Genomic DNA, 17,656 nt, shown 5'->3' with positions numbered 1-17,656 from the left:
TTGCATAGGACCAGAGTAGGGCGCTGAAGCGCCGACTCTGGCCGACAGGAGACTCACCATGAAAGTATCGCGCATCCTTTCCGCCGTTTTCGTTCTGCTGGCACTCGCGGGCGGTACGCTCGCGACGAGCGCGTGCACGTCCGCGACCGATAGCGGCGCCTCGAGCTCGAGCGGCGGCAGCAGCGGCGGCTACTGAGCGCCGCTCGCCGGGTGAATTTCGAAGCCGAAGTGATTTCGTGGCTCCCGCAGCTGCGCCGCTACGCGCGCGCACTGACGGGCGACCATGCGTGGGCCGACGACCTCGTGCAGGATACGGCGGAGCGCGCGCTCGCCCGTTGGGCGGCGTTCCGGCCGGACAGCAATCTGCGCGCATGGCTCCTGACGATCCTGCGGCATCTCTACATCGACCAGCTGCGCGGCCGCCGCGAGATTGCCGTCGACGACGAGAGCGCGCCGTGGCGCAATCTCGAAGCGCCGCAAGGGGAGGTCGACGGTCTCGTGCTGCGCGATCTGCAGCGCGCGTTGTACTGTCTGCCCGTCGAACAGCGCGAAGTGCTGTTGCTGGTCTGCGTGGAGGAGCTGTCTTACCAGGAAGCGTCGCGCGCGCTCGGCGTACCGATCGGCACGGTGATGTCGCGGCTCTCCCGCGCGCGCGAACACATGCGCGCGTTGCTGACGGAGGGACCGGCGCAGGGGCCGGCGCGTAAAAATCCACCGTTGAAAGTAGTGAGAAACCCGTGATGAACAGCGACGACTACGATTCCAGCTTGCCCGAAGGGCTCGATCTGCGAGCGCTGTCGGCGTTTGTCGACGGTGAACTGCCGGGCGCGGAGCGCGCCGCGATCGAGGCTCAGCTGGCGCAGCATCCGCAGGCCGCCGCGCGCGTGGCCGCGTGGCGCGCGCAGAAAGCCGCGTTGCGCGTGCTGTGCGGCGCGCCGCAGCGCAGCGAGCGCGATGAGCGCGACGAGCGTCATGAACGCGAGGCGGCCGATGAGCCGGCCTTCATCGTTCTGCGGCGGCGCACGCCGTGGTGGCAGCGCGCGGGCGTCGCGGCCTGCTGGCTGGCGGCCGGCGCCGGGCTCGCGCTTGCCCTCGGGCCGCTCGCGCCGCGGCTGACCGGCGGCGCGTGGGGCGGTCTGGGCGGCGGCCCGCCGAGCTTCGCCGAGCGCGCGGACATCGCTTATGCGGTGTACACGCCGGAGCGGCGTCATCCGGTGGAAGTTGCCGCGAACGAAGAAGAGCATCTGATCAACTGGCTTTCCAAACGGCTGAACCGGCCGCTCTCGGTGCCGTCCTTGCAGGAATACGGCTACTCGCTGGTGGGCGGGCGGCTCTTGCCCGGCGAAGCGGGACCGGCGGCGCAGTTCATGTACGAGAACACCAGCGGCGCGCGGCTCACGCTCTACGTCACCGGCATCTCACGCGACGAAACCGCGTTCCGCCTGTTCCGCGACGGCAACCGGCGCACCTTCTACTGGGTCAGCGACGGCATGGGCTACGCGCTGTCCGGGCCGATCGCCGAAGGCAAGCTGCGCACGATCGCCATCGACGTGTGCAGCGCGCTCGGCGGCAAGCCGGAGTCGTGGCAGTAGCGGCGTGTGGGAGTCCGCTTCGCGCGACTGTCGGTCGTCAGACGCTGTGCAACACCCGGTAACAGAAACGGCGTGCGCTTGCGCCGCGTGGGCGGAATAGCGCCGCGCGGCGCTGCGTTTACTTGTTGCTGGATCGCGCCGTTACCGCGTGCGTACGCGGGTACACGGCAAGGTCTTCAACAAGGCAAACCGGCGGTGTCTTCACGGTGCCGGTCCGTTTCTCGCGGGTCGCGACGCCGGCGCCCGTCGGACAGCATAGAGGCAGCAAAATCATGCTCACATTTCATCAATCCGGCAGCGGGCTGTATGGCGCCGTAGCCTGTGTGTGCCTGTGCGCCGCGTGCGCGGCGCCGGTCGAGGCGCAATCGGATGCGTCCGTGTGCCGGTTCGTGGCGGGGCAGGTGGAAATCGACGGCGTCATGCAGCAGATCACCGGCCGCGCGTGCCTGCAACCGGACGGCACGTGGCAGATCGTCGAAGACGATGCCGCCGCTCAGACCCTGGCGGATGGCCCCGTCTACTACTACGATCCATGGTATTGGGGGCCGCCGGTGGTGTTCGGTGCCGGCGTGTCGTTCGTGTTCGTCGACCGCTTTCATCATTTTCATCACATGGATCATGTGCGCTATGTGCATGGCGTGCACAGATCGTTCGGCATGGGCGGGCGCGGCGGCTGGCATGGCGCGGCGCCCATGCACACATGGGGCGGCATGTCGCACGGCGGTGGAATGCGGCGGTGACTCGCTGGCAAAGACTTGAGCCGGGGCATGTGCCGCTGACTCGCGGACAATGACTCGTGTGGGTGGCTTGTGCCGATGACTCGCTGCCAAAGACGCAAGCCGTTGACTCGCTGCCGACGACTTGTGCGGGTGGCTTGTGCCGGTGACTCGTTGTCAAAGACTCGGGCCGCTGGCTCGTTGCGAATGACCTGTGCGGGGGCTTGTGCCGCTGACTCGCCGCTGCCGACCCGTACCGCTGACTCGCTGCCGCGGCTCCGCGCGGCGGCCAAGGAGACGCTTTGACTCGCAGCTTGCCGCCAAAACTATCCGCCGCGCAGTTCGACCGCGCGCTCGCCGGTTGGCGTTCGATTGTCGGCGAGCCGCAGGTGGTGACCTCGGCGGACGGGCTCGCCGCGTATCTCGATCCGTTCGCGCCCGGCGAGCGCGAAGCGTTTTCGGCGAGTGCTGCGGTCTTGCCCGGCTCCGTCGATGAAATCCGCGCGGTGCTGCGCATCGCCAATCAGTTTCGCATTCCGCTGTGGACCGTTTCGACCGGCCGCAACTTCGCATATGGCGGCGCCGCGCCGCGTCTCGCCGGTTCGGTTGTGCTCGATCTGCACAGGATGAACCGCATCCTCGAAGTGAACGAAGCCATGGCGTACGCGCTGGTCGAGCCGGGCGTCAGCTACTTCGATCTGTACGCGCACCTGCGCGACAAGGGCTACAAGCTGTGGGTCGATCCGCCCGCGGCCGGTTGGGGCAGCGTGGTCGGCAATACGCTCGAACGCGGCTTCGGCTATACCGCGTACGGCGATCACGCGGCGTCGCAGTGCGGCATGGAAGTGGTGCTCGCCAACGGCGACGTGTTGCGCACCGGAATGGGCGGCATTGAAATCGGCACCGCGTGGCAGTTGTACCAGCCGGGCTATGGACCCTCGTTCGATGCGATGTTCATGCAGTCGAACTACGGCATCGTCACGAAGCTGGGCGTCTGGCTGATGCCCGCGCCGCCCGCGTATCTGCTCGGCGAAATCCAGTTTCAACACGAGGCGGATCTCGAAGCGGTCGTGGAGATTTTGCGGCCGCTGCGGCTCGATGAAACGATCCGCAATCACGCGGTGATCGAGGGCGGTTTGCGCCGCGCGGCCGGCTTGTCGGCGCGCGCGCAGTGGTACGACGGACCGGGCGCGATGCCCGGCAGCGCGGTGGACGCGATGCTCGACAAGCTGCAAGTGGGCCGCTGGAATCTGCATTACGCGCTTTACGGTACGCCTGAATCGATCGACGCGCGCCATGCGATCGTGCAGCGCGCATTCGCGCGCATACCGCAGGCGCGCTTTCTGGCGGCGCGCTACGCGGGCGATGCGCAGCCCACGGCGGGTGGCGATCGCAACCTCGCCGGCATTCCGGCGATGAGCGCGTTTCGCATGCTCGACTGGCGCGGCGGCGCGGGCGCGCACGTGGATTTCGCGCCGGTGTGTCCCGCGACCGGACGCGACGCGTTGCGTCAATACACGATGGTCAAGGCGCGCGCCGCCGAATACGGTTTCGATTACTACGGCGGCTTTACGGCGGGCGTACGCCATCTGCATCACATTTTCGCGGCGATCTTCGACCGCGGCGACGCGAACCAGGTCGAGCAGGCCGGCGCGTTATTGCGTTCGCTGATGAGCGACGCACGCGCCGCGGGCTACGGCGAATACCGCGCGCATCTCGCGTATATGGATTTTGCCGCGGCCCAATACAGCTTCAACGACGGCGCATTGCTGCGGTTCTCGGAAACGATCAAGGACGCACTCGATCCGAACGGCATTCTCGCGCCGGGCAAGCAGGGCATCTGGCCGGCGGCATGGCGCGACCGGCGCGGCTACACCTGAGGGCGCGGCTGCGACACGGCGACACGGCGAGACAGCGGGACAGCGGGACAGCGGGACAGCGAAACAGCGAAACAGCGAAACAGCGAAACAGCGAAACAGCGAAACAGCGAAACAGCGAAACAGCGAAACAGCGACATGACACCAGGAGCGATGAATGGACCGCCGCACCTTCATGATGACCAGCGCTTACCTTTCGACGGCGGCAGGCAGCGCGTGGCCGTGGCTCGTGCATGCTGCTGCGCGCAGCAATGCGGTGGCGGTGGTCGACTCCACGTTGGCGTACGGCGCCGCGTTCGCCGGCTACGCATCACACCGGCAGTTGCCCGTCTTCGAAACCGGCGACGATATCGGCGCGCTCTGGTTCACGAAACTCGCACCGCTGCTTTGCGCAACGCCGACACGCACGCCCGCCCGCGCGCCGGCGCCCACGCCCACGCCCCAGTCGGCCTCGCTGATCGGCCTCACACGCGCGTCCGACTACTTCGTGCTGAGCCAACTCGCTAAAAGCGCGGGACAGGTGATCGAATACAGTCGCGAGCCGAGCGCGGGCTCGGACACGCAACGTGCCCACGTCGCCTTTGCATTCACGTTCGCGCCGCGCGCGTTGCGCAAGGTTTAGAACTTGTACGCCTTGTTCTTCGGATCGAAGGTCGAGTCGTCGAACGTTTTCGGCGTGATGGTTTCGAACACGATCTTCTCGAAAATCTTGCCGTCGTTGTCATAAGACTCGACGGTGCGGAAATACGGATGCCGCAGATCGAGCCCGAGCGTTTCCTTCTTCGCGTAGAACTGCGGCTGGCCGGTCGGCGTTTCGAAGGTGAAGGCCACCACGCGCACGCCGTCGATCGTTTTGACTTCCACCTGGGTCGAACGCGGCAAGCCGGCCTCGATGTATTTCTTGCCCTCGCTGAGGTACTGGTTCGCGATGTATTCCGTGCCGAGATCGCGCACTTGATGGTTGGATTGCGCGCGGGCGAGGGCGCCGGTCAGCGAGGTCCACACCGGCATCACGTTCATGATGCCGCCCAGATGTCCGTACATCTCATCGGTTCGTTTGGATTCGTCGTAGATGATTTCCTGGCCGGCGCGCGCGCCGTCGGGCAGCCACTTCGCGTAGATGCGCAGCGGGTCGTGAGCGACGCGTACCAGCATGTGATCGGGCTTGTCGGGCCATTGGCCGTGAATGCGTTCCGAACGCGCCATGGTGAACTCGTACGACGGATAGCCGTTCGGCCCTTCCTTGATATAGCGGGGCAACGCGAGTGGATCGAGCGACTGGAACAGCGCGACCAGTTGCGCGTCATTGAGTTTTTCCATCGCGCCGCTTTGTTGCGCGGCGCGCAGCCACTTCACCTGTTGATCCAGCGTGAGCTTGCCGACCTGCGAGGAGGGCGTGGACGGCGCCTTGACGGTGCTGGCGCTATCGAGCGCGGGCGGAGTGTCGTCGTTTTGCGCGAACGCTACGGACGTGGTCAAGGCAGCCGCTCCCGCGATCAACAGCGTGCTCAGGAGCTTACGCATCGGACCGCTTCGCAGCGGCGCGGCAATTGGCTCATGACCCGGCCCATAACACGGTCCACTAAGGGACGCAAAGGCCTTGCTGACAAAACCCAATACACCCAACAAGCCCGTCCGCAAACCAGCATGTCGCGGCGGCAAACCGGAAAGGCGCATGAAGACGGGCGTGCGGCATAAACGTGCGGACAGGCGGTGCTTCATGAATCTCTCCGAAAGGTGACGCGAAGCGCCTTCCCTGTCAGGCAGGCTTTTGCTTTGCGAGTTCCTCGTCGCGCAGGGCGCGGCGCAGAATCTTGCCGACATTGGTTTGCGGCAACTCGTCGCGGAACTCGACGAGCTTCGGCACCTTATAGCCGGTCAGGTTCTTGCGGCAATGCGCGATCACCTGTTCGGCTGTCAGCGAAGGATTGCGCTTGACGACAAACACCTTCACCCGTTCGCCCTGCGCCGCATCGGGTACGCCGATTGCTGCCACTTCGCGCACGTCCGGAAGCGCCGCGATCACGTCTTCGACTTCGTTCGGATAGACGTTGAAGCCCGACACCAGAATCATGTCCTTCTTCCGGTCGATCAGCCGGATAAATCCGCGCGAATCCATCACGCCGATGTCGCCGGTGGCGAGCCAGCCGTCCTCGTCGATCACCTTGGCGGTTTCGTCAGGACGATTCCAGTAGCCTTTCATCACCTGCGGTCCCTTCACGCACAATTCGCCCGCCTCGCCGATGTTCGCCCAATTGCCGTCGTCCTTCCTGAAGCGGACTTGCGTGGACGGCGCGGGCAAACCGATCGAGCCTTCGAAGTCGCGCATGTTGGAGAGGTCGACCGGATTCATCGACACGATCGGCGAGCATTCCGTGAGCCCATAGCCTTCGATGATCGGTTTGCCGGTCACCGCCTTGAAACGTTCGGCCACCGACTTCTGCGTGGCCATGCCGCCCGCCATCGCGAGCTTGAGATCGGAGAAGTCGCGCTTGCAGAATTCCTCGTTGTCGAGGAACGCGTTATAGAGCGTGTTCACGGCGGTCATGCCGGTGAATTTCTCGTGACGGATGATCATCATCACGCGCTTCATGTCGCGCGGATTGGCGATCAGAATGTTGCGCCCGCCGAGTCCCATGAAGATCAGCGCGTTCACCGTCAACGAATAGATGTGATAGAGCGGCAGCGGCGTGAGCACCGTTTCGACCTCGCCGGTCAACTGACCTTCGGACCACGCCTTGGCCTGCAGCAAATTCGCAATGATGTTCTTGTGCGTGAGCATCGCGCCCTTCGCGACGCCGGTCGTGCCGCCCGTGTATTGCAGGAACGCGATGTCGTCGTGCGTGGGGCGCACGGGCGTCAACGGCCGCGAGTAGCCGGTGGAAAGCGCTTCGAGCAGCGGCACCGCCTTGGGCAGGTTGTATGCGGGCACCATCTTCTTCACGTGCCGCAGCATGAAATTGAGCAGACGTCCCTTCAGATTCAGGCCGTCGGCGAGCAGATCGCCGAGTCCCGTCACGATGACGTTCTGCACTTTGGTGCCGGGCAGCGCGTCTTCCACCGTCTTCGCGAAATTCTCGAACACGATGATGGTTTGCGCGCCGCTGTCCTTCAACTGGTGCGCGAGTTCGCGCACCGTATAGAGCGGATTCACGTTGACCACCACGCCGCCGGCCTTCAATACGCCGAACAGCGAGACCGGATACTGGAACGTATTGGGCAACATGATCGCCACGCGTTCGCCCGGTTTCACGCCGATGCTTTGCAGATACGCCGCGAACGCGGTGGCCTTGCGGCCGAGTTCACCGTAGGTCAGGTTCGCGCCCACGCTCACATACGCGACACGCTCGCGGAATTGCGCGATGCATTCGTCGAAGAACTGCACGACCGACTCGTATTTCGACACGTCGATTTCACGCGGCACGTCCGCCGGATAGGACGCGTACCAGATGCCGTCGGTGTTGGGCGCGTGGTGCGGCGCGTGAGCCTGTGTGGGAGCCTGCACGAGAGCAGGCGCCGGGTTCGGCGGGTTCTGCGCGGCGGTTTCGTCGCCAGGCGCAAGTGTGGGTTGAGTGGGCTGGGTCATGGTCGTCTCCTGAAGCTGTGGCTTCATCTCTTTGTGTGCCGGCCCTATGGCCGGTCATCGAAGCAATCCACGCGAGTGTGGCAGCGTGTGAAGCAAAAACATGCGGCGAAGCAAACACTGAAACGCATGTCGGGCTTAGCGTTCCAGAATCGCGACCACCCCTTGGCCGCCCGCTGCGCAGATCGAAATCAGCCCGCGCGCGGTGCCGGCCGGTTTGCCAAGTTGCGCGAGCATTTTCGCGAGGCCCGCGACGATGCGCCCACCCGTTGCCGCGAACGGATGGCCCGTGGCGAGCGAACTGCCGTTCACGTTCAATTTCGTCCGGTCGATCGCGCCGAGCGGTCCGGCCAGACCGAGTTGCGTGCGGCAATACTCGTCATCCTGCCATGCCGCGAGCGTGCACAACACCTGGGCGGCGAACGCTTCGTGGATTTCGTACAGATCGAAGTCCTGCAACGTGAGTCCGGCGCGCGCCAGCATGCGCGGCACGGCGTAGGCGGGCGCCATCAGCAGGCCTTCCTTCTTGTCGAAGTAGTCGACGGCGGCGGTCTCGGACCAGCTCAGGTAGGCAAGCACCGGCAGTCCATGACGCGCGGCCCATTCCTCGCTCGCGAGCAGCACGGCGGAAGCGCCGTCGGTGAGCGGCGTCGAATTGCCGGCGGTCAGCGTGCCGGCGTCGCGATCGAATACGGGTTTCAGGCTCGCGAGTTTTTCGAGCGTGAGGTCGGAGCGCAGATTGTTGTCGCGCGCGAGACCCCGGTACGGCGTCATCAGATCGTTGACGAAGCCGCGTGCGTACGCCTCCGTGAGCTTGCGGTGGCTGTCGTAGGCGAGCACGTCCTGCGCTTCGCGCGAGATGTTCCAGCGCTTGGCCATCAGCTCGCAATGCTCGCCCATCGAAAGGCCCGTGCGCGGTTCGCCGTTGCGCGGCAGAAGCGGCTTGAAAAACATGCCGGGCCGCAGCTTGCTCAGCGCGCCGACGCGTTGCCCGGTGCTCTTGCCGCGATTGGCTTCGAGCAGGATCTTGCGCATCCGCTCGTTGACGCCGATCGGCGCATCGGAGGTCGTATCGACGCCGCCCGCGATGCCCACGTCGATCTGCCCCAAGGCGATCTTGTTGGCGACCAGAATGGCGGCCTCGAGTCCGGTGCCGCAGGCCTGCTGCACGTCGTAAGCGGGTGTTTCCTTCGCGAGCGTGGTGGACAGCACGGATTCGCGCGTCAGATTGAAGTCGCGCGAATGTTTGATGACGGCACCCGCCGCGACTTCGCCCAGGCGTTCGCCGTGCAGGTTATAGCGGTCGATCAGCCCTTGCAGCGTAAAGGTCAGCATGTCCTGATTCGACGCGGTCGCGTAGGCGGTGTTCGAGCGGGCAAACGGAATCCGGTTGCCCCCGACGATGGCGACTCGGCGTACGGCTGGCAGCGGGTTGGACATGCTCGGCTCCTTCGGGGCGTCCCTGAGTATTGAATGGTGCGAATGGTGTGACGGTTGATCTTCACGGTCCTGATTCAACAACGATTTCAGCCGTGGGCAATTCCACGACTCGACGCACGACGCGCACACCTCATTGCAGCCGCCATTGCATGCGGCCGCGCAAATGCGGCTTCTGCCCGGCGATATCGCGCACTTCGATGTCGCGTTCGATCAGCGACGGCGACGCGCTCCATAGCGACGCTTCGCCGGGCAACAGCATCGGCAGTTTGAATTCGGCGCTGAGGGTGGCTTCCGCAAGCGGCTTCGGCGGCTGCAACGCGGAGGCGGCGCGCGCCAGCGTCCACATGCCGTGCGCGATGGCGCGCGGAAAACCGAAGGCTTTCGCGGACAGCGCGCTCAGATGGATTGGGTTGTAGTCGCCGGACACGCTCGCGTAGTCGCGGCCCAGTTGCGACGCGAGTTGCCAACGCGCGATGCGTTGCAGCGCCTCGGGCCCGAGTTCGAGCGGATCGAGCACGCTGCCGCTCGCCGGCACGCCGCGCTTCAGATAGACGCTGTCGCCGTCCCAGACCGCTTCGCCGCGCCGGTACATGCGCGTATGCAGCACGAACGCCTGGCCTTTGTCGTGGCGCAGCAGCGCGCCGAATTCCACCTCGACGCGCAGCATCTCCTTGTAGGCGAGCGGGCGGCGCAGGCGCACATGGTTGGCCAGATGGACGAGCCCGAGCGCCGGCCACGGAAACGCCGGGTCGGTCAGCATCAGCAGATGCAAGGGAAAGGCGAGCAGATGCGGATACGTGAGCGGCACGCCGTGCTCCGGGATGAAGCCGCACACACGCGCGTAACGCCAGATCGGCCCGGGGTCGAGGGCGACGGCGGGACGCACCAGCCGCAACGGCGGCAGTTGCAGTAGTTGCGTTTTGCGCCCGCGTTTGACGAGGCCGGACAACGCGCGCGCATAGAGCTTGGCGGGCGCGGGCAGGGTCTCGATCACGACGGTCTTGGGCCGCACCGCGTCCTGCCGCGCCGGGTTCGATAGAGGACTGCCGCCGAACGGATCACCGGGCTCAGCCATGGTCACGCTCCAATCAGGCTTTGACCGCACACGCGCACGACCTGGCCGCTCACGCCGGCCGATCCGGGATGCGCGAGCCACGCGATGGTCTGCGCGACGTCGACCGGCTGGCCGCCCTGGCTCATCGAATTCATGCGGCGGCCGGCTTCGCGGATGGTCAGCGGAATCTTCGCGGTCATCTGCGTTTCGATGAAGCCCGGCGCGACGGCGTTGATCGTGATGCCGCGCGCGCGCAGATGCGGCGCCATGCTTTGCACGCGGCCGATCACGCCCGCCTTCGAGGTGGCGTAGTTGGTCTGGCCGAGATTGCCGGCAATGCCGCTGATCGACGACACGCCGATGATCCTCCCGCCGTCGCGCAAAATGCCGGCGGCGAGCAGGGCGTCGTCGATCCGCTCCTGCGCGGACAGATTGATGTCGATCACGCTTTGCCACGCGGACTCGGTCATCTTCGCGATGGTTTTGTCCTTCGTGATGCCGGCGTTGTGCACGACGATATCCACGCCCTGTTCGTCGAGCGCGGCCGCGATTTGCGCGGGTGCTTCGGGTGCGGCGATATCGAAGGCGAGGGCGGTGCCGTTCAACTGGCGCATGGTCGCGTCGAGCGCGTCGCGCGCTGTCGGTATGTCGATGCCGATCACGTGCGCGCCTTCGGCGGCGAGCACGCTCGCAATCGAGGCGCCGATGCCGCGCGCCGCGCCGGTCACGACCGCGCGGCGGCCCGCGAGCGGTTGCCGCCAGTCGAAAGTGGGTGCCGTCTCGCCGCCCGCACCCGCGGCGATGCGGACGACCTGGCCCGACACATATGCCGAGCGTGGCGACAGAAAGAACCGCAATGTCGCTTCCACGCGGTTCTCCGCGCCTTGCTCCACGTACACGAGATTCGCGGTGATGCCGCGCCGCGCTTCCTTGCCGAGCGAACGCGTGAAGCCTTCGAGCGCGCGTTGCGCGGTCCACTGACGCGGCTTCGTGCAGGTCTCCGGCGGCCGTCCCAGCACGATGATGCGTCCGCACTTGCCGAGCGAGCGCAGCGTGTCGTGGAAGAAACCGTGCAAGGGTCCGAGCTGGCTGCTGTCTTCGATGCCGCTCGCGTCGAACAGCAGCGCCGCGAGTTTGCCTTGCGAGCCGGAGTCGGCCGGTTCGAAGCGGCCCGTCATCAGGCCGTGGCGGTTGGCGAGCGGCACCCACAAGCCGGCGCTTTCATGCGCGACGCTCGTTACGCCGATGCTCGCCACGAGGTTTGCGAGCGCGTCGAGCAGATGCGGTTCACGGCCCGCGCCGAGGGCGACCAGTCCGCCGAACTCGGGCTGATCCGCGCGATAGCGGCGCAGCACCTCGGGCTTGGGCAGGCCGACCGAGCGCGCGAGCCGCGCGCCGAACGGCGAGTTGACGAAGTTCAGATAAGAGTCGTTCATATTATTAGTCGCTCCGCTGGCCACGCCCGAGGGAAACCCCCGTGGGGGACGCCCTGCAAAGAGTCTCTCTGAGGGACGTCGAACGTGTGTCAGTGTGCACCGAGTTCGGCGCCCGCGGCGCGCCTTCCCCGGATGTTTTTTTAAGCCGGCGCCGAACTCAGGCCGCGAGCTCCAGCGCCTTTTCCAGCGCCTCCTTGCGTTTTTGCAGGTTGGCGAGCATGTCGAAGTCGGCGGGGAAATCGTCCACCTTCACGACTTGCGCGCCGTAACGCGCGTAGTCGTCGAGCACGCGGCGGTCGTCGGCGTCGAGCAGGCCTTTTTTCTGTGCGGTGTCGGTCCATGCGGCCAGTTGAGGCAGGCTCTGCGGCATCGGTTCAAGCAGCCCTTGTTTGACCGCGTCGCGCAGCTTCTGCTCGATCCGCGTGAAGCGCGGGTTCAGCTCGAACACCAGCTCGCCGTAGCCGAGCGCGTCGACATCCGGATGCGGCACGTATGAATCGGACACCAGACGATTGCGGGCGGCGCCCGGCGTTAGCATCAGTTCGGCAATCTCGCTGCCGAGGCGGTCGGACGGCTCGCGGTGCGGCAGTCCGAACGGAAACGCGAGCACGCGCACGAGGCCGGCGGCGAGGCGGTTCGGATAGTTGGCAAGCACACCGTCGAGCGCGTGTTGCGCCTTGTACAGCGAGTCCTCGACGCCCCAGCGGACCAGCGGCAGGTCTTCTTCCTGACGGCCTTCGTCTTCGAAACGCTTGAGCGTGGCGGAGATCAGGTAGAGCTGCGACAGCACGTCGCCTAGACGCGCGGAGATGCGCTCGCGGCGTTTCAGATCGCCGCCGAGCACGAACATCGAAACATCGGCGAGCAACGCGAACGCGGTGGAGAGGCGGGTGGCCGCGCGGTAGTAAGCATGCAGTGGCGCATGCGCCGTGCGCGGTTTGGCGATGAACGCGCCGCCCGTCACGCCATAGACGAAACTGCGCACCACGTTGGAGAGCGTGAAGCTGACGTGGCCGAAGAACGCCTCATCGAAATTGCGCAGTGCCTTGACGCGATCGGTCTCGCGCGTGGCGGCCATTTCCTTCAGCACAAACGGATGACAACGAATCGCCCCCTGCCCAAAGATGATCAGGCAGCGCGTGAGAATGTTGGCGCCTTCCACGGTGATCGCGATCGGCACCTGCTGATAGGCGCGCGCGAGAAAGTTCGACGGCCCCATGCAGATGCCCTTGCCGGCGGCGATATCCATGCCGTCGTTGATGACCATGCGGGCGCGCTCGGTGATGTGATATTTGGCGATCGCCGAGATCACCGAAGGCTTTTCGCCGAGGTCCACCGCATGCGCCGACAAACGGCGCGCGGCGTCCATCACGTACAGATTGCCGCCCATGCGGCCGAGCGCTTCCTGCACGCCCTCGAACTTGCCGACGGCAGTGCGGAACTGGCGGCGAACCGCGGCGTAGGCGCCGGTGCCGCGCACGGCGATCTTCGCCATCCCCACATTCGACGAAGGCAGCGAAATCGCCCTGCCCGCCGCGAGACATTCCATCAGCATGCGCCAGCCGTTGCCGACCTGGGCGCGTCCGCCGATCACCCAGTCGAGCGGAATGAACACGTCCTTGCCGGAGTTCGGACCGTTCTGGAACACAGCGTTCAACGGCCAGTGACGGCGTCCGATGTTCACGCCCGGATGGTCGGTCGGAATCAGTGCGCAGGTGATGCCGGGTTCATCGTCGTTGCCGAGCAGATGCTCGGGATCGAGCGTGCGAAACGCGAGGCCGAGCACGGTCGCGATCGGGCCGAGCGTGATGTAGCGCTTGTCCCACGTGACGCGAAAGCCCAGCGTCTCGCGGCCTTCGAACATGCCCTTACACACGATGCCGACATCAGGAATCGCCGCCGCGTCGGAACCCGCATAGGGGCTCGTCAATGCGAAGCAGGGGATTTCGTCGCCGCGTGCGAGGCGCGGCAGGTAGTGGTTTTTCTGCTCGTCGGTGCCGTAGTGCATCAGCAGTTCGGCGGGGCCGAGCGAGTTCGGCACCATCACCGAAACGGCGGCAGCCGAGCAGCGCGTGGCGAGCTTCATGATGACCTGCGAATGCGCGTAGGCGGAGAACTGTTTGCCGCCATACTGCTTCGGAATGATCATGCCGAGAAAGCCGCGCTCCTTGATGTACTGCCAGGTTTGCGGCGACAGGTCTTGCCAGACCATGGTGGTTTCCCAGTCGTTCGCAAGGTCGCAGAGCTTCTCGCATTCGACGTCGAGGAACGACTGTTCTTCCGCAGTCAGCGTGGCGGGGCCGTAGCCGAGCAGCTTGTCCCAGTGCGGACGCCCGGAGAACAGTTCGGCGTCCCACCAGACCGTGCCGGCTTCGATCGCATCGCGCTCGGTCGGCGACATCTCCGGCAGGATCTTGCGGAATATGTCGAGCACGGGCTTGGCGAGCCATATGCGCCGCAGCGGTTTGAGCGCGAGCGCGAGGGCGGGGAGGACGAAGACGATGGCGAGCAGCGTGGTGGCCACCGGACCCGCCGCTCCGCTGACATGCGCGGCCGCCACCCAGACGATCATGAAGGCAAGCCACCATGCCGCCCGCGCCTGAACGTAGACGAGCGCGAAGGCGGCAATCACTAACACCAGGATAAACCACAGCATGACGTTTCCTCCTCTTTCGATGATGCGTGCGGACGCATCCACGCAGCGCGGATGGTTCGCGTTCTATTGATTTTCTGCCTCACGCTCGCGCTGCCTCGTCGCGCGTACGTGCGCTGCTTGCCTCTGCCTGCCCGTCGCGCATACTGCGTTTGCGTTTTGCGCGTCGTATGTGCAGTTCGACAGCGCGCCGTCGCTTACGTGCGGAACTTAGACGTGCTGCTCAGGTATGCGGCGTTCATCGCGTTCGGCTAGCTTCTCGCTGAGTGTTGACTGAGTACCTGTTGCCTATTTTGTGCTGACCGTCGGCGTAGGGATTGCCGGTGGACTGCTGGATTGACATTGCGGCGTGCTTACTATTCTGGTTCGCCCGCATGACGCGGTAGTGATTCGCTTGGCCGCTCGCGCAGGCACCACATGCGGGCAACGGCTCATGACGGCGCATTGCCCGCAGCGCCTGCTCTCTAAACCGCGCCGTGAAATGCGTGCTGCCGCGAACCTGCTTCCATGTTGCCGCCACGATGTTCGCCTTCCGATATGGCCGGCGACGGCGACTCCGATCCGCCCTCAGTGCGTGCCGCATTCGTAGCTTCAGCACCGCCGACGCCGGCGCACTCCGAGCCGCCTTCGCTGGCGTCGCCGAGTACCGCGGCGAACGCGGCCAGTTGCGTGCCGTCAGGCAACGGCGCCTTGAGCGCGGCCACCATCAGCGAAGCGAGGCGGGCGATGAGTTGCAGGTCGTTCATCGACTTGCCCTGCGAGAACTCGGAAAGCAGGCTATCCGTGTCGGTGCCGGCCAGCACGCCCGACAGCGCGCCGATAGCGAAGTGCAGACGCCAGCCGAGTTCCTCGCGCGGCAGATGCGGCAGCGCGCGCTGGAACGCATCGAAAAAACGCACCGCCACTGAGGCGTAATGCCCGTTGAGAAAGTCACGAATGAACGACGACGGATCGGTATAAGCGCGGCCGAGCAAACGCAGAAACGCCTTGCCGCCTACCCGCGGATCGCGCGACAGGCGCAGCGCCGGAATGAACATCGCGCCGAGCACATGCTCGCAGGTCAGACGCTCCCCGAGCAGGCTATCGAAGCGGTCGAGCAGCTTGAGCCGCTCCTGGTTGAGATGGTCGAGGCGGCGTGACAGCATCGAGTGAATCAGCGATTCCTTGCTGCCGAAGTGATAGTTCACTGCCGCGAGATTGACTTCGGCGCGCGAAGTAATCTGTCGCAACGACATGGCCTCATAGCCGCAGTCGATGAAGAGTGTTTCGGCGGCGTCGAGGATGCGGGACTTCGTATCGCCGGCATGCCGGCCTGTTGTGCGAACTGCCATGTTGCGTCTCCCAGTTGCCGGGCATCCGGCCCGCAAACAAGCGATTCAAATGTTTATTTGAAACGGCCGTTTTTTTCAGGATAAGAAGAAACGATGCGTGCGATCAAGGGGTCACAGTCGACTAACTCCTCTAGAAGACCTGACGAAGGTCCGTCTTTCCATTGCGCGCGGCTCGTCAATCCACGCGGAAATAAAAAAGGCCGTTCCGATGAAAATCGGAACGGCCTCGTATTGCTTGCTACTCTGTTTGGCCCTGCGTTTGTTGGCTGACGCGTGCTCTGCGTCGCGGCGGTTCGAGCCGCCTTTGCCGTCTATTGTGCCCGATAACGCGCCGGCAAAATAGCTGTTTGGTTCGAACGCTTAAAGCTGCGCCGCGACCTGTTTCGCCGACTGCGTCATGTCGATGCCGCGGCGCTCGCGGCTGAACGGGATCAGCGCGGCGATCACCACTGCCACGATGCCGATCACGATCGCCATGATGAGCGCGTAGTTGTTGCCGTGCGCTTCGGCGGCGCTCGCCTGCAACGGACCGTTCACCGACGCGATCAGATTGCCGAGTTGATACACGAGGCCGGGGAAGGTCGCGCGAATTTCATCGGGCGAGATTTCGTTCAGGTGTACTGGAATCACACCCCACGCGCCCTGCACGGAGATCTGCATCAGGAAGGCACCCACCGCGAGCAGCACCGGCGTGGTCGAGAAAGCCCACAGCGGCAGCACCGGCAACGCGATCAACGCGGCGATGAAGATCGCGCGCTTGCGGCCGATCTTCTCCGACAACGCGCCGAAGAACAGCCCGCCGCAAATTGCGCCGATGTTCAGCGTGATTGTTATCCACGACACCGTATGCGCATCGAACTGATGCTGCACGCGCAGGAAGGTCGGATACAGATCCTGCGAACCGTGCGAGAAGAAGTTGAACGCGGTCATCAGAATGATCGCGTATAGCGACAGCTTGACGTTCTGCCTGAGCGTGGCGACGAGCCCCGGACGCGCTTTCTTTTCGAGCGTCTTGAAGGCGGGCGACTCAGGCACATGCGCGCGCACGTACAACACGAGCAAAGCCGGCAACACGCCGACGAAGAACATGCCGCGCCAGCCGATGTACTGATAGAACACGCCGAACACGACCGAAGCGAGCAGATAGCCGCTCGGATAGCCGGCTTGCAGCAGACCCGAGACGATGCCGCGCGACTTCGGCGGCACGGTTTCCATGGTCAGTGCGCCGCCGACGCCCCATTCGCCGCCCATCGCGATGCCGAACAGCGCACGCAGCACGAGCAGGGTGGCGAGATTCGGCGAAAAGCCGGACAGCAATTCAAGCAACGAGAAACACGCGATGTTGACCATCAGCGTGGGACGGCGGCCGTACTTGTCGGCGAGCCAGCCGAAAATCAATGCGCCGAGCGGACGCATCACCAGCGTCAACATAATGCCGAAGGCGACTTCGGGGATTTTTGTATTGAACTCCGCCGCAATATCTTTCAATACGAACACCATTAGAAAGAAATCGAATGCGTCGAGTGTCCAGCCCAGATAGGCAGCGATCGTGACGTTTCTCTGTTCCCGTGTCCAACTCATTGATTGTTCTCCTGGTTCTCCATTCACCCGTGTTCAACGACGGGTGGCTCCGCAGCCCCGTACGCCCCGTGGCATGGGCTTCGAGCGAGTGTACGCCGACTGTTAAACGCTTGCATGGATGAAGGCGCGTTTATCCGTATTAATCCCTGGAGCGAATTTCACGCGTAATCGCGGCGTGCGCTTGATGTCGGGAAAATGTAATTATCGTATTAACGGGTGTGCAATTAAGTTTGTCATTTGTAATCTATTTCGGATGTGATTTCGTGCTAATCCGGTCATTTTGACTTTAGGTGATTTGCTTATCGGTAGAGGTGACGCTCGCGGCTTTCCGGTCGGCGGCGGTGCTGGCCGGCGGGTATAACGACGGCCCGCGGCATTTCGCGTCGCGCATAC

The 17,656-nt window shown here is 64.5% G+C and carries 14 protein-coding genes; 6 read left to right on the top strand and 8 right to left on the bottom strand.

Annotated elements, in window-relative coordinates; all coding sequences use genetic code 11:
• Positions 1-58: 58 nt before the first annotated feature.
• From B0G75_RS40880 to B0G75_RS31645, 6 genes are all read left to right on the top strand, one after another.
• On the top strand, positions 59-196 hold the full coding sequence (locus tag B0G75_RS40880; RefSeq protein WP_165923847.1) for a hypothetical protein: 138 nt from the start codon (positions 59-61) through the stop codon (positions 194-196).
• A gap of 14 nt (positions 197-210) precedes the next feature.
• Positions 211-741, top strand: coding sequence for a sigma-70 family RNA polymerase sigma factor (locus B0G75_RS31665; RefSeq protein WP_106313950.1), 531 nt, complete (start codon positions 211-213; stop codon positions 739-741).
• Positions 741-1,592, top strand: coding sequence for an anti-sigma factor (locus tag B0G75_RS31660; protein ID WP_106313949.1), 852 nt, complete (start codon positions 741-743; stop codon positions 1,590-1,592). The genes B0G75_RS31665 and B0G75_RS31660 overlap by 1 nt, the downstream gene beginning before the upstream one ends.
• A gap of 272 nt (positions 1,593-1,864) precedes the next feature.
• Entirely contained in the window at positions 1,865-2,332 is a 468-nt protein-coding gene (locus B0G75_RS31655) for a hypothetical protein (RefSeq protein WP_106314042.1), read from the top strand.
• Positions 2,333-2,610: 278 nt separating this feature from the next.
• Positions 2,611-4,188 carry an FAD-binding oxidoreductase gene (locus tag B0G75_RS31650; RefSeq protein ID WP_106313948.1) on the top strand — a complete coding sequence of 526 codons (1,578 nt, stop codon included), beginning with the start codon at positions 2,611-2,613 and terminating at the stop codon, positions 4,186-4,188.
• A gap of 154 nt (positions 4,189-4,342) precedes the next feature.
• Positions 4,343-4,807: a hypothetical protein gene (locus tag B0G75_RS31645; RefSeq protein ID WP_106313947.1), complete on the top strand. Its 465-nt coding sequence runs from the start codon at positions 4,343-4,345 to the stop codon at positions 4,805-4,807.
• On the opposite strand, the gene B0G75_RS31640 is transcribed toward B0G75_RS31645, so the two are convergent.
• The 8 genes from B0G75_RS31640 to B0G75_RS31605 all read right to left on the bottom strand — a co-directional run bounded on the left by B0G75_RS31640 (position 4,804) and on the right by B0G75_RS31605 (position 17,263).
• Positions 4,804-5,709 carry a DUF1571 domain-containing protein gene (locus B0G75_RS31640; RefSeq protein WP_258194803.1) on the bottom strand — a complete coding sequence of 302 codons (906 nt, stop codon included), beginning with the start codon at positions 5,707-5,709 and terminating at the stop codon, positions 4,804-4,806. The two genes, B0G75_RS31645 and B0G75_RS31640, sit on opposite strands and share 4 nt — an antisense overlap.
• A 235-nt stretch (positions 5,710-5,944) precedes the next feature.
• On the bottom strand, positions 5,945-7,771 hold the full coding sequence (locus B0G75_RS31635) for an AMP-binding protein (protein WP_106313945.1): 1,827 nt from the start codon (positions 7,769-7,771) through the stop codon (positions 5,945-5,947).
• Positions 7,772-7,906: 135 nt separating this feature from the next.
• The gene (locus tag B0G75_RS31630; RefSeq protein WP_106313944.1) at positions 7,907-9,208 is read right to left on the bottom strand and encodes an acetyl-CoA C-acetyltransferase; all 1,302 of its coding nucleotides are present in this window, start codon (positions 9,206-9,208) and stop codon (positions 7,907-7,909) included.
• Between the two features lie 130 nt (positions 9,209-9,338).
• A complete protein-coding gene (locus B0G75_RS31625) occupies positions 9,339-10,283 on the bottom strand; it encodes a MaoC family dehydratase (protein ID WP_106313943.1) in 945 nt (314 codons plus the stop codon).
• 2 nt (positions 10,284-10,285) lie between these two features.
• On the bottom strand, positions 10,286-11,698 hold the full coding sequence (locus B0G75_RS31620; RefSeq protein ID WP_106313942.1) for a 3-oxoacyl-ACP reductase: 1,413 nt from the start codon (positions 11,696-11,698) through the stop codon (positions 10,286-10,288).
• 157 nt (positions 11,699-11,855) lie between these two features.
• Positions 11,856-14,354, bottom strand: a complete 2,499-nt coding sequence (locus B0G75_RS31615) for an acyl-CoA dehydrogenase (RefSeq protein WP_106313941.1) — start codon at positions 14,352-14,354, stop codon at positions 11,856-11,858.
• Between the two features lie 461 nt (positions 14,355-14,815).
• The gene (locus B0G75_RS31610; protein WP_106313940.1) at positions 14,816-15,682 is read right to left on the bottom strand and encodes a TetR/AcrR family transcriptional regulator; all 867 of its coding nucleotides are present in this window, start codon (positions 15,680-15,682) and stop codon (positions 14,816-14,818) included.
• Between the two features lie 360 nt (positions 15,683-16,042).
• The gene (locus tag B0G75_RS31605; protein ID WP_106313939.1) at positions 16,043-17,263 is read right to left on the bottom strand and encodes an MFS transporter; all 1,221 of its coding nucleotides are present in this window, start codon (positions 17,261-17,263) and stop codon (positions 16,043-16,045) included.
• Between the last annotated feature and the right edge of the window lie 393 nt (positions 17,264-17,656).

This window comes from Paraburkholderia sp. BL18I3N2 (assembly GCF_003001875.1).
Lineage (GTDB): Bacteria > Pseudomonadota > Gammaproteobacteria > Burkholderiales > Burkholderiaceae > Paraburkholderia > Paraburkholderia phytofirmans.
This window is presented reverse-complemented; position numbering and strand designations above follow the sequence as displayed.

Bases quoted from the DNA above. Each gene is read 5' to 3' on its own strand.
- B0G75_RS31620 (WP_106313942.1), bottom strand. From the start codon at position 11,698: ATGAACGACTCTTATCTGAACTTCGTCAACTCGCCGTTCGGCGCGCGG.
- B0G75_RS31635 (WP_106313945.1), bottom strand. From the start codon at position 7,771: ATGACCCAGCCCACTCAACCCACACTTGCGCCTGGCGACGAAACCGCC.
- B0G75_RS31625 (WP_106313943.1), bottom strand. From the start codon at position 10,283: ATGGCTGAGCCCGGTGATCCGTTCGGCGGCAGTCCTCTATCGAACCCG.
- B0G75_RS40880 (WP_165923847.1), top strand. From the start codon at position 59: ATGAAAGTATCGCGCATCCTTTCCGCCGTTTTCGTTCTGCTGGCACTC.
- B0G75_RS31605 (WP_106313939.1), bottom strand. From the start codon at position 17,263: ATGAGTTGGACACGGGAACAGAGAAACGTCACGATCGCTGCCTATCTG.
- B0G75_RS31610 (WP_106313940.1), bottom strand. From the start codon at position 15,682: ATGGCAGTTCGCACAACAGGCCGGCATGCCGGCGATACGAAGTCCCGC.
- B0G75_RS31655 (WP_106314042.1), top strand. From the start codon at position 1,865: ATGCTCACATTTCATCAATCCGGCAGCGGGCTGTATGGCGCCGTAGCC.
- B0G75_RS31630 (WP_106313944.1), bottom strand. From the start codon at position 9,208: ATGTCCAACCCGCTGCCAGCCGTACGCCGAGTCGCCATCGTCGGGGGC.
- B0G75_RS31640 (WP_258194803.1), bottom strand. From the start codon at position 5,709: ATGCGTAAGCTCCTGAGCACGCTGTTGATCGCGGGAGCGGCTGCCTTG.
- B0G75_RS31615 (WP_106313941.1), bottom strand. From the start codon at position 14,354: ATGCTGTGGTTTATCCTGGTGTTAGTGATTGCCGCCTTCGCGCTCGTC.
- B0G75_RS31660 (WP_106313949.1), top strand. From the start codon at position 741: ATGAACAGCGACGACTACGATTCCAGCTTGCCCGAAGGGCTCGATCTG.
- B0G75_RS31645 (WP_106313947.1), top strand. From the start codon at position 4,343: ATGGACCGCCGCACCTTCATGATGACCAGCGCTTACCTTTCGACGGCG.